13 protein-coding genes are annotated in these 11,451 nt (G+C 69.2%); 1 reads left to right on the forward strand and 12 read right to left on the reverse strand.

The annotated features are described in order from the left end of the window. Positions 1–441: a response regulator gene (locus ACFY36_RS44500; protein WP_499751980.1), complete on the reverse strand. Its 441-nt coding sequence runs from the start codon at positions 439–441 to the stop codon at positions 1–3. Continuing rightward, entirely contained in the window at positions 438–824 is a 387-nt protein-coding gene (locus ACFY36_RS44505; protein ID WP_499751981.1) for a response regulator, read from the reverse strand. Before ACFY36_RS44505 ends, ACFY36_RS44500 begins: the two co-directional genes overlap by 4 nt. Positions 825–970: 146 nt before the next feature. On the opposite strand from ACFY36_RS44505, the gene ACFY36_RS44510 reads away from it, so the two are divergent. Further along, complete coding sequence (locus ACFY36_RS44510; RefSeq protein ID WP_499751982.1) at positions 971–1,804, forward strand: LLM class flavin-dependent oxidoreductase; 834 nt, start codon at positions 971–973, stop codon at positions 1,802–1,804. Here ACFY36_RS44510 and ACFY36_RS44515 read toward each other — a convergent pair. From ACFY36_RS44515 to ACFY36_RS44560, 10 genes are all read right to left on the reverse strand, one after another. Further along, complete coding sequence (locus tag ACFY36_RS44515) at positions 1,801–2,448, reverse strand: GntR family transcriptional regulator (protein ID WP_499751983.1); 648 nt, start codon at positions 2,446–2,448, stop codon at positions 1,801–1,803. The two genes, ACFY36_RS44510 and ACFY36_RS44515, sit on opposite strands and share 4 nt — an antisense overlap. Positions 2,449–2,524: 76 nt before the next feature. Beyond that, positions 2,525–3,142 (reverse strand): type IV pilus inner membrane component PilO, encoded by a 618-nt coding sequence (locus tag ACFY36_RS44520; protein ID WP_499751984.1) that lies wholly within the window; start codon positions 3,140–3,142, stop codon positions 2,525–2,527. Beyond that, a complete protein-coding gene (locus ACFY36_RS44525) occupies positions 3,142–3,831 on the reverse strand; it encodes a hypothetical protein (RefSeq protein WP_499751985.1) in 690 nt (229 codons plus the stop codon). Before ACFY36_RS44525 ends, ACFY36_RS44520 begins: the two co-directional genes overlap by 1 nt. Then, complete coding sequence (gene pilM / locus ACFY36_RS44530) at positions 3,831–4,856, reverse strand: type IV pilus assembly protein PilM (protein WP_499751986.1); 1,026 nt, start codon at positions 4,854–4,856, stop codon at positions 3,831–3,833. The genes ACFY36_RS44525 and pilM overlap by 1 nt, the downstream gene beginning before the upstream one ends. 10 nt (positions 4,857–4,866) lie before the next feature. Further along, on the reverse strand, positions 4,867–5,649 hold the full coding sequence (locus tag ACFY36_RS44535; RefSeq protein ID WP_499751987.1) for a prepilin peptidase: 783 nt from the start codon (positions 5,647–5,649) through the stop codon (positions 4,867–4,869). Between the two features lie 29 nt (positions 5,650–5,678). Then, entirely contained in the window at positions 5,679–6,179 is a 501-nt protein-coding gene (locus ACFY36_RS44540; protein WP_499751988.1) for a type IV pilin protein, read from the reverse strand. 50 nt (positions 6,180–6,229) lie between these two features. After that, positions 6,230–7,462, reverse strand: a complete 1,233-nt coding sequence (locus ACFY36_RS44545; protein ID WP_499751989.1) for a type II secretion system F family protein — start codon at positions 7,460–7,462, stop codon at positions 6,230–6,232. 4 nt (positions 7,463–7,466) lie between these two features. Then, a complete protein-coding gene (locus tag ACFY36_RS44550; protein WP_499751990.1) occupies positions 7,467–8,600 on the reverse strand; it encodes a type IV pilus twitching motility protein PilT in 1,134 nt (377 codons plus the stop codon). Between the two features lie 111 nt (positions 8,601–8,711). Beyond that, on the reverse strand, positions 8,712–10,376 hold the full coding sequence (locus ACFY36_RS44555; RefSeq protein ID WP_499751991.1) for a GspE/PulE family protein: 1,665 nt from the start codon (positions 10,374–10,376) through the stop codon (positions 8,712–8,714). A 75-nt stretch (positions 10,377–10,451) separates the two neighbouring features. Beyond that, positions 10,452–11,450 (reverse strand): GlxA family transcriptional regulator, encoded by a 999-nt coding sequence (locus ACFY36_RS44560; protein ID WP_499751992.1) that lies wholly within the window; start codon positions 11,448–11,450, stop codon positions 10,452–10,454. Position 11,451: the final 1 nt, after the last annotated feature.

Consider the following 11,451-nt stretch of genomic DNA (forward strand, 5'->3'; position numbering starts at 1 on the left):
TCAGCTGGACAGGAGCAGCCAGTTCACGCGGCGCATCATCTCGCGGGAGCTGAACGGCTTGGGCAGGAAGTCGTCGGCTCCGGCGGCCAGCAGGCGGGACGGCTCGGCGGTGCCGCTGATCATCAGGACCGGGATCTCGGCCGTGGCGGCCGAGTTGTGCAGCTCGGCGCAGACCGTGAGGCCGTCGAGCTGGGGCATCGTGACGTCGAGGATGATCACCTGCGGGCGGCGCTCGACGGCCAGGGTCAGCGCGGAGCGGCCGTTGTCGGCGGTGAGCGTGCGGAAACCGGCGACCTGCAGGCGGTACTCGATCACGTCGCGCACCTCGTCATCGTCGTCGGCGATGAGGATGCTGGGCGCCACCGGCATGGAGAACGGCCGGGAGGACATCGCCCTGGCGAACGCGTCGGTGTCCGTGGGGCGATCGAGAAGCGCGGTCATGAGTTCTTCCCTTCAAGAAGGTCGCGCAGTTCGGCGACGACCCGTTGGGGCGAGAGCGGCTTGGGCAGGTATCGGTCGGCTCCGGCGCCGAGTCCGGCGTCGATGTCGTGTGCGTGCGTGTTGGCCGAGATCATGAGGATCGCGGTGTCACGGCTCGCCGGATCGAGCCGTGCTATCTGGGTCAGCTCCATTCCGTTGAGGGCGGGCATGCGTACGTCCGTGACGAGGCCGACGGGGCGGGCGACCTTGAGGATCCGCGCCGCCGTGTTGCCGTCCTTGGCGGCGACGGTGCGGAAGCCGGCCGACTCCAGCGTCACCGTGAGCAGGTCACGGATGTCGCTGTCGTCCTCGGCGATGAGGATGAGGTTCTGGCGCTGAGGCATCGGGGGGAGGCCTTTCTTCTCGGACACCCGCCACATCGGCCGCGTCGGGGTGACCTCCAGGGAGAACCGGGTTGCAGACCGGTAGCGCCTTCGCCGATCGCGAAAAAGTCTTTCCAGCGGCGCCGGGCCCGGGGGAGCGTGGAGCGATGGCGACCTTCTCCCTCCAGGCCCAGCCCGCCACCGCCGCCGCGTGGCTCGATCTCGCGCGCGAGGCCGAACGGCTCGGCTTCGACGCGCTCACCGTGGCCGACCATCCCGGCGTGTGCGCCTCGCCGTTCGTCGCGCTCGCGGCGGCCGCCGCCGTCACCTCACGGTTACGGCTGGGGTCGTACGTCTCGAACGCCGGCGTCCGCGAGCCGATCCTGCTCGCCTCGGACGTGGCGACCCTCGACGTCGTCTCCGGCGGCCGGGCGTTCCTCGGTCTCGGCGCCGGGCACACACCGGCCGAGTGGGAGGCGATAGGCAAGACCAGGCCGGATGTACGGGGCCGGGTCGATCACTGCATCGCCGTCGCCGAGGCGACCACGCGCCTGCTGGCCGGCGACGGCCTGGACAAACCGCGCCCGGTGCAGGAGAAGGTGCCGCTGCTCATCGGCGGCGGCAACACCCGGCTGCTGCGCTGGGCCGCGAAGAACGCCGACCGGATCGGCCTGTCCGGGCTGGGCCGCACGCTGCCCGACGGCCACATGCACGAGACCCGGTGGAGCATCCCCGAGATCGACGCGCAGATCGAGCTCTGCGGTGACACCCCGGTCGAGGCGCTCGTGCAGCGCTTCGAGATCACCGACGACGGTGGGGCGGGCTACGCGGCGTACGCCAAGGAGACCGAGGAGACCGAGAGCGACATCATCGCCGGGCCGTACGCCCTCATCGGCACCAAGAGCGAGATCGAGGCCAAGCTGGCCGAGATCGAGCGCCGGTGGGGCATAACCCATTTCGCCGTACGGACGACGGCGGCGGCCGAGGTTTTCGGAGGTTAGTCGAAGAGCTCGCGCTCGACCCGGGCCCGGTATTCGACGTAGATCTCGCGATATCGGGTCAGCGCGCCCTGGGCGTCGCCCGCGCCGAGCAGCCGCAGGATGTCGTCGTGGCCCTCGATCCACGTGCTCCAGATGTCACTCTCGGCGGTCATGGCGAGAATGCGCATCGTACGGGCGACGACCAGATCCACCATGGACTGCAGCTCGCGGTTGCCGCTGGCCAGGATCACGATGCTGCTGAAGTCGGCGCCGGCCGCGCTGGCCGCGAGCACGTTGCCGCCGCGCAGGGCCTCGACGAACTCCCGCTGCCGCTGGCGCATCAGCTCGACGTGGGTGGCGGTGAGGTTGTCGACGCCCCACTCGAAGCCCGCGCAGGCGAGCACGCTCATCACGTCGATCAGCTCTAATGCGTTCTTCTGGGTGACACGGGTGACGTGACGGGTGCGGTTGGGGGCGATGTCGATCAGGCCCTCGACCGAGAGCTGGGCGATCGCCTCGCGGACCGGGGTGATGCTCACCCCGAGGCGCTGGGCCAGCTCAGCGTCCTTGATCAGGGTGCCCGGGGACAGCTCTCCGGTCACTATCTCGTTGCGCAGCTGGCGGACGACCGCGGCGGTGCGGGTCGGCGGGACCGCGTAAGACATACGGGCAGGGTACTCAGGGTGACAATGGGGTGGTTCGCCTACCCACCGAGTTCACCCGTTGTACCCGCCGTGAAGATCAGGCGCCGGCTTTGCAGACGTCGCTGCCGATCGGTTTCTTGTCGCTGTCGTCGATCTTCGCGGTGGTGCAGAAGGCGGTCAGGTTCAGGTCGGCGTTCAGCTTGCCGGTGCTGTCGGCATCGGTGTTGCTGGAAAGGCTGACCGACTTCAGCAGAACCGCGCGGTCCTGCACGCTCTGGAGGTTGACCAGGAACTTGTCGAGGTTGGACTGGGTGCCCGTCGCGGTGAGCGTGATCGGCACCTCGACGGCCGTCGTCACGGTCGTCGACGCCGCCGGGTCGCCCGCGGTGAAGTTGCTGATCGTCACGTTCGTGGCGGCGCCGGCGGTATGGAGCATGCGCAGGAAGTCGGGCTCGCCGTAGCTCTCCGGCAGGTTGGCCGCGAGCTCGTCCACCGACGCCTGATAGGTGGCCCTCTTCTTGTCCTGCGCGGCCAGCTTGGCCACCTCCTTGTTGAGGCGGAGCAGCTGGATGTTGACGTCGTCCGCCTCGGCCTGCACCGCGTCGGCGCCCGAGAGTTTCGGCGAGATCAGCAGGAACCATGTGCCCAGGACCAGCAGGACGATGGCGGCGATCCCGCCGGCCAGCCAAACCTGGTTCGCACGCCGTGCGTCCATCAGTCCCCCGTTCCGCAGGTGGTGGTGAAGCGGCCGCAGAGGGCCTCGGTGGTGAGATCGACCGTCAGGGCGAAGCCGTAGTTGTTCTCGGTCGCGTCGTACGACACCGACGACGCGTACGGCCGCGTGAGCTCCTCGCGGGCGGCGAGTTTCTCGATGAACGAGGCGATCTTCCTCTTGTCCGGTCCGGTACCGCCCACCGTGATCGACGCGACGGAGGTGGAGGTCGCGGAACCGGACGACGAGTCCGTCAGCGTGCCGCTGAGCGCGGTCAGGGTGACGCCGGCCGCGGCCGCGTCGGTGCGGACGTAGCCGAAGTCGGTCGACCAGGGAGTATCGGTCGCGAGCAGGGACTTGAGCTCCGTCTGCACCCGCGTCTCGTCGTTCATGAGACCGGTGACCTTGGCGTAGTCGCCCTTCTTGTCCGTTGCCTGCTTGACCATGCCGTTCGCGGTGTCGAGGTTCGTCTGTGCCTCGTCGCGCTGCTGGGAGGCGTAGGCGAACCAGCCCGCCAGCACGCCGATCACCACGACCACGGCGCCGATCAGCAGGAATCTGGTCCGGCGGGCGTTGCGGCCGGCGGTGAGCTCGCCCGGCAGCAGGTTCGCGCGGATCGGCAGGATGCGCGAGGCCTGTTCGGGTGAGACCGCGGGGTCGATCGGCATGAGGGTCGTCGTCGATGTCGCCATCAGGCTGCCGCTCCCAGGGTCAGGCCGATCGACACGGCGGCCGACGGCACGAAACTGTCGAAGCCGCGTTCGCGGCCCTTACGCGTGTCCCGCAGGCGGCTGGCGCTGTCCGCGTACATCACGGTGATGCGCAGCTGGTCCTGCAAATGCTCGGCCAGCCCGGGCATCAGCGCGCTGCCGCCGCAGAGCGCGAGCCGGGTGACCTGCTTCTGCCGCTCGCCCGAGGCCAGATAGGTGAACGAGCTGCGCAGCTCGTTCACGAGCGGGCGGACCGCCTCGGCCGCCGCCTCGACGGTCTCCGGGTTGCCGTCGCCGTGCAGGCCGAAGCGGCACTTGAGCATCTCGGCCTCGCCCGGCGGCACGCCGAGCCGGCTCGCCATGGCGTCGGTGATCTCCTGGCCGCCGCGGGGCACGGTCCGCACGATCAGCGGCTCGCCGTCGGCGTGCACGATCACGCTGGTCACGTCGTAGCCGACGTCGACGATCGCCTCGACCTGGGTGTCGAGCCGGGAGGCGGCGCGCAGCATCGCGAACGAGGCCAGGTCGACCGCCTTCACATGCAGGCCGGCCTTCTCGACGGCGGCCACCGAGGTCAGCACCGCGTCCTTGGGCATGGCGATCAGCAGCCCGCGGACGGTCTGGTTGTCTCCCGGCACCTCGAGTGGATAGAAGTCGAGCAGCGAGCGCTCGACGGCCAGCGGCAGCGCGTCCTTGACCTGGAACGGCAGCGCCAGCTTCATCTCCTTGGGTGGCAGGTTCTGCAGGCTCATCTCGCGGACCACGAGCTGCGGGCTGGTCACCGCGATGCTGACGTTCTTGGAGCCGAACTTGCAGGCGGCCCAGAGCTGCTTGATGGCCGAGGTGACCATCATCGGGTCCTGCACCACGCCGCCGTTGACCGCGCCCGGCGGCAGCGGGACCTGGCCGAAGTTGCTCAGCGAATAGTCGTCCTTGCCACGCCGGACCTCGACGGCCCGGATGGAGGACGAGCCGATGTCCAGCCCGATCGGCGGTGCGCCTGCCATCGGAGTCCTTTCAGGCGGAGGGTACGAGGAGGGACGAATACCAGTCGGCGATCGGCGCACCCGCGAAGACCGCGAGGAAGGCGCCGGCGAGCATGTACGGCCCGAAGGGAATCCGGGACTTGCGGCCGGCCCGGTGCATCGCCATGAGCGCGGCGCCGACCACGCCGCCGAGCAGGAACGCGGCGAACGCGCCGATCAGCACCGAGCTCCACCCCAGCCAGCCGAGGTAGAAGCCGAGCAGCGGGGCCAGCTTCACGTCGCCGCCGCCCATGCCGCTGGGCAGCATCGCGAAGACGAAGTAGACGGCGTAGAGGACGGCCGCCGCGATCAGGCCGCGGCCGGCCTGGGCCCAGCTGTGGTGCGCGATCACGGCCGGCGCGATCAGGACCAGGGCCACCGCGTACGACGGCAGCACGATCTTGTCGGGCAGGCGCATCACGTCGAGGTCGATCGCGGCGAGAGCCACCGCGATCGCCGCGAGGTAGAGGTACGCCGGCAGTTCCCAGGTGAGGCCGAACTTGGCCGTCACGGCCACGAACAGGACGGCCGTCAACGTCTCGACCAGGGGATAGCGGGGGCTGATGGGCGATTCGCAGTCGGCGCACCGCCCCCGCAGCATCAGCCAGCCCAGCACCGGGATGTTGTGCCGGTTGCGGACCTCGGTGCCGCAGGCCGGGCAGTGCGACCGCGGGTGGATCAGCGACTCGTCGCGCGGCACCCGGTAGATGACCACGTTGAGGAACGAGCCGACGGCCAGGCCGAGGAGGGCCACCACGATGAGCACCAGCAGCATCGTCGTCGCCCTCCTCTAGTGAGCCGTGATCAGGAGCAGGTGCTCAGGGCGGTGGTGCCCGTGCTGCTCAGCGCCTTGACCGAGCCGCCGACGGCGCTGTCGTAGGCGTAGACCTTGCCGCTGCCGCCGCTGTTCGTCGCGCAGACCTTGTACGAAGAGCCCTTGGGCGTGCCCGAGGCCACGTAGGAGAACGTGGTGCCGTCGGAGAGGTTGATCTGGCCCGTCGCCGTCGACGAAGCGGATCCGCCGGCGGCGGCGGTGCCGGTGATCGCGAAGCTCGCCTTCTGGTTGAGGACGTCGGCCGCCGGGTACGAGTTGCCGTTGTCGGTGTAGAACTGCTCGATCTGGCTCACCGCACCCCGCACGTCGGACTGTGCCGACTTGTCCGCCGCGCCCTTGCGGTAGTTCAGGTACACCGGCACGGCGATCGCGACCAGGATGCCGATGATGACCACGACGACCAGCAGCTCGATGAGCGTGAAGCCCTCGTCGGCCTTCTTGTTGCGGAGCCGGTTGATGACGTCCTGCATAGGGGGTGCCTCCATGGCGATGTGGGGTCAGGGAGCGACGGCGGGGTCCGTCAATTCGTCTGGATCTGCTGGCCGATGCTGAACATCGGAAGGTAGAGACAGATCACCATCGAGCCGACCACGGTGCCCATGACCAGGACCATGATGGGTTCGATCGATGCCGTCAGGGACTCGGCGGCGCTGTCGACTTCTCTGTCATAGAAATCGGCAACCTTGTCGAGCATCTGACTGATTTGACCGCTTTCTTCGCCGACTTCGATCATTTGGGTGACCATGGCCGGGAAGATCGGGTGGTTGCGCAGCGCCGAGGACATGGTGTTGCCGTCCCGGACGGCGTTCTGCACGTCCTTCATGGCCGCGTTGATGACCTCGTTGCCGGTGGTCTCGCCGACCACCGTCAGCGCCTGCATCACCGGCACGCCGACGTTGAGCAGCAGGCCCAGGTTGCGGGAGAAGCGGCTCATGGCGAGCTTGCGCAGGAGCGACCCGAAGACCGGGGTTCGCACCTTGAGCTGGTCGATCTTGAAGCGGAAGTCGGCGCTGGTGCGCATCTGCTGCTTGTAGGTGACGGTCGAGGCGACGCCCACGATGATCACGAGCGGCCCGATCCACACCATGTTGTGGCTGGCCGTGACCAGGAACTGGGTGGGCGCCGGCAGTTCGCCGCCGAGGCTGGCGAACATGTTCTCGAAGATCGGCACGATCCAGATCAGCACCGCGGCGATCATGATGAAGGTGAACGACAGCACGATGACCGGATAGGTCATCGCGCTCTTGATCTTGCCGCGGAGCGCGGTGTCCTTCTCCAGGCTGTCCGCGATCTGCTCGAGCGCCTGGTCGATCATGCCGCCGGTCTCGCCGGCCCGGACCATGGCCACCATCAGACGGGGGAAGATCCGGTCGTGTTTGGCCATCGCGCCCGACAGCGACGCGCCGGCCGACACCTCCGCCCGGAGCTCGCCGATCGCCTTCTTCAGCGGCGGCGCCGAGGCCTGCTCCTCCAGGATCGCCAGCGACCGCAGCAGCGACATGCCGGACGAGGTCATCGTGGCGAACTGGCGGGCGAACAGCGCCAGGTCCTTGAGCTTGACCCGGCCACCGAGTCCCGGGATCTTGAGTTCCCGGTCGAGGCCCTTGCCCGCCTCGCTCAGCTCGAGCGGCGTCTCGCCGCGCTGGCGGAGCAGGTGCCCGGCGGCAGCCTCGTTGGGCGCCTCGACGGTGCCCTTGCCCCGGTGGCCGGCGGCGTCGATGCTGCTGTACCGGTAGACCTTGGTGACCGGCATGTGATCACATCCGTCCCACGAGCCGTTTGAGCTCTTCCTGGGAGTGGCAGAGCTCGAGGGCGGTCGCCATGGTCACGGTCTGCTCGCGCACCTTCTCGGCCAGGTGCTGGTCGAAGGCGAGCATGCCGTCGCCGGCGCCGGCCTGCATGAACGAGGGGATCTGGTGCGACTTGCCCTCGCGGATGAGGCTGCGGATGGCCGGGGTCGCGGTCAGGATCTCGGCCACCACGACGCGGCCCTTGTTGTCGGCCCGCGGCGCCAGCGCCTGGGTGACCACACCCTGCAGCGAGGCGGCCAGCTGGGCGCGGATCTGCAGCTGCTGGTGCGGCGGGAAGATGTCGATGACGCGGTCGATGGTCTGCGTGGCGCTCTGCGTGTGCAGGGTGGCCAGCACCAGGTGACCGGTCTCGGCCGCGGTCAGCGCGGTGGCCGTGGTCTCCAGATCGCGCAGCTCGCCGACCAGGATGACATCGGGATCCTGCCGCAGGGCGTGCTTGAGGGCGCTCGCGAAGTCCTCGGTGTCCGCGCCGACCTCGCGCTGGTTGACCACGCTGCGCTTGTGCGGGTGGAGGAACTCGATCGGATCCTCGATGGTGATGATGTGCGACGCGCGGCTGCGGTTGATCAGGTCCAGGATCGAGGCCAGGGTGGTGGTCTTGCCGGAGCCGGTCGGGCCGGTGACCAGCACCAGGCCGCGGGGCAGTTGGGCGAAGCGGGCCACCGAGTCCGGCATGCCGAGCTCGTCCAGCGGCTTGATCTCGTGCGGGATGGCCCGGAAGACCGCGCCGCAGGAGTTGCGCTGCACGTAGAGGTTGCCGCGGAAGCGCGAGACGCCGGCGATGCTGTGCGCGAAGTCGAGCTCCTGCTTGTCCTGGAACGTCCCCCACTGCTCGGCCGTGATGGCGGCCCGGGCCAGCAGCGCGGTGTCGGCCGAGTTCAGGTTGCCGTAGCCCTGAAGCGGGCGCAGCGAGCCGTTGACCCGGATCATCGGCGGGGTGCCGACGGTCAGGTGCAGGTCGGAGCCGCGGGACTCGACCAGGGTGACGAGCATCTGGTTGAGCACGGCCAGGTCGCCCGGCGCGGGAGCGGCCGGCTCGAGGGGCGCCGCCTGCTGGGGCACCTGCTGGGTCGTGGACATCTGCTGCGGCATCCTTTTCGTTGGGTGGCGCCATCTGTATTCGGCACGCCGGGTGGCCGGTTGAGGGGCTCTTTGGGGCTATTCGGGTGAAGCGCTCAAAAACCGGATAAGCTAAACGGCCACGCGGGAGACCTCCCGTACCGAGGTCAACCCGCCCGCCGCCTTGGCCAGGCCGTCCGCGCGCAGGTCGTACATGCCCTGGTAGAGGGCGACCTCGCGGATCTCGTTGGCCGAGGCGCGGCGGATCGTCAGCGACTCGATCTCCGGGCTGATCGGCATCACCTCGTGCACCGCGATGCGGCCGCGATATCCCGTGTTGGCGCAGTTGCGGCAGCCCTTCGGCGCGTACAGCGCCTCCGGCACGGCCAGGTCCTCGAACGGCCAGCGGGCGCCGATCAGTTCGGCCTCGGTCGGCTTGTACGCCTCCTTGCACCAGTCGCACAGCCGCCGGGCCAGCCGCTGGGCCAGCACGCAGTCCAGCGACGAGCCGACCAGGAAGGGCTCGATGCCCATCTCGGTCAGGCGGGTGACCGCGCCCGGCGCGTCGTTGGTGTGCAGGGTGGAGAGCACGAGGTGACCGGTGAGCGACGCCTCCACCGCGATCTGCGCGGTGGCCGCGTCCCGGATCTCGCCGATCAGCACCACGTCCGGGTCGGAGCGCAGGATGGCCGGCAGCACCGCGGCGAAGGTCAGGCCGGCCTTCGCGTTCACCTGCACCTGGTTGACGCCGCGCAGGCGGTACTCGACCGGGTCCTCGACGGTGATCACGTTGACCTCGGGCTTGCTGATCCGGCCCAGGGTGGCGTAGAGCGTGGTCGACTTGCCGGAACCGGTCGGGCCGGTCACCAGCACCATGCCGTGCGGCTTGGTGAACGAGGCGGCGAAACGGTCCAGGTTGTGCTGGGTGAAGCCCAGCTTGCCCATGTCGAGGTCGATGCCGCCGGTGTCGAGGACACGCAGGACGATCTTCTCGCCCCAGACCGTGGGCAGCGTGGCGGTACGCAGGTCGACCGTGCGGTCGCGGATCATGACCGTGATGCGGCCGTTCTGGGGTACCCGCTTCTCGGTGATGTCGACGCCCGACATGATCTTGATGCGGGAGGTCAGCGCGGCCATGACGCCCCGCGGCACGATGTCGACCTCGTGCAGCACGCCGTCGATGCGGTAACGCACCCGCATGTCGTCCTCGGTCGGCTCGAGGTGCAGGTCGGAGGCGCGGTTCATGACGGCCTGCTCGATCAGGCTGTTGACGTAACGCACGATCGGGGCGTCGTCGGCGCTGGTGGCCTGCGCCGTCATCGCGGACTGGTCGTCCTCCTGGTCGACCATCTCGCCCAGGTCGCTGGCCTCGCGCTGGAGACGTTCGATGATCCGGCGGACCTCGCTGCGGGCGACCACGGCCGGGCGTACGGTCATGCCGGTCGCGGCCCGGACATCGTCGAGCGCCACGACGTCACCCGGGTCGGTCACGCCGACCACGAGCTCACCGTCGGACATCGACAGGCCGATGACGCGGTGGCGGAGCACGACCGGAAGCGGGATGCGCTTGAGCGCGGCCGGGTCGGGGGTGAAGCTGACCAGGTCGACCGTGTTGATGCCGAACGCGGCGGCGGCCGCGGTGGTGAGCTGCTCCTCGGTGACGACGTTGTCGTTGATCAGGACGGCGCGGACCGACCGGCCGCTGCGCTGGGCCTCCTCGGCGGCCGCGTCGACGGCGCGCGGATCGATCCCGATCTGCTTGAGCGCGTCCAGCAGCGGGCGGAAGGTCTGGTCCATGACGTCCTTTGCATCGGCTATCGGTGCTTGCCTCTGCCCATCGGACGTACGCGGACCTAGCTGAGCCGTGCCCGGTTAGGACCCGGTTGGCACCGGTTGCCGGAAGGTTCGCCGGTACGCCGTCGGCGCCACCCCGATCGACTGCTGGAAGTGCTGCCGCAGGGCAGTGGCGCTGCCCAGGCCGGAGCGGCGGGCAACCGTCTCGACACCCAGATCGGTCGACTCGAGCAGCATTTGAGCGTGCGTGACCCGCTGCTGGAGCAGCCACTGCCGGGGGCTGGTGCCGGTCTCCTCGCGGAAGCGCCGGGTGAAGGTGCGCACGCTCATGCTCGCGTGCGCGGCCATCTCCTCCAGGCTGACCGGCTCGGCCAGGCGGTCGAGCGTCCAGGCCCGGGTCGGCGCGGTGCCGTTGTCGGTGGCCTGGGGGACCGGGCGCTCGATGTACTGGGCCTGGCCGCCCTCGCGCCAGGGCGGCAGCACGCAGCGGCGGGCCGCGCGGTTGGCCACCTCGGCGCCGAAGTCGCTCCGGACGATGTGCAGGCAGAGGTCGACGCCGGCCCCGACGCCGGCCGAGGTGAGCACGTCGCCGTCGTCGACGAAGAGAACGTCGAGGTTCCAGAGCACCTGGGGATAGAGCGCGGCCAGGGTGTCGCCCCAGGCCCAGTGGGTGGCGGCCGGGCGGCCGTCGAGCAGGCCGGCCGCCGCCAGAACGGACGCGCCGGTGCAGATCGAGACGATCCGGGCCCCACGCTGAGCTGCCTCGCGCAACGCGGAACGGACGTCCTCCCGAAGAGTTCCGTCGGTGACGGTGCTGCCGGCGTCGACTCCGGGCACGACAATGGTGTCAGCAGTCGATAAAAGCGACAAATCATAATCTGGCGTGACAGTGAAGCCCGATGAGCTGCGAACCGGTCCGGGGCCGCAGACCCGCGTCTTGTAGTGCCTCCGCAGATCGGCGTCGCGGGCCGTACGGAAGACCTGGCAGGCGGTGCCGAGATCGAAAGGGACCACTCCGTCGAGGACGAGGACGGCCACCAGATGACGCGAATCAGGCATGGCCCGATTCTTGCGCATG

The organism is Actinoplanes sp. NPDC000266, assembly GCF_042899005.1.
Classification (GTDB): domain Bacteria; phylum Actinomycetota; class Actinomycetes; order Mycobacteriales; family Micromonosporaceae; genus Actinoplanes.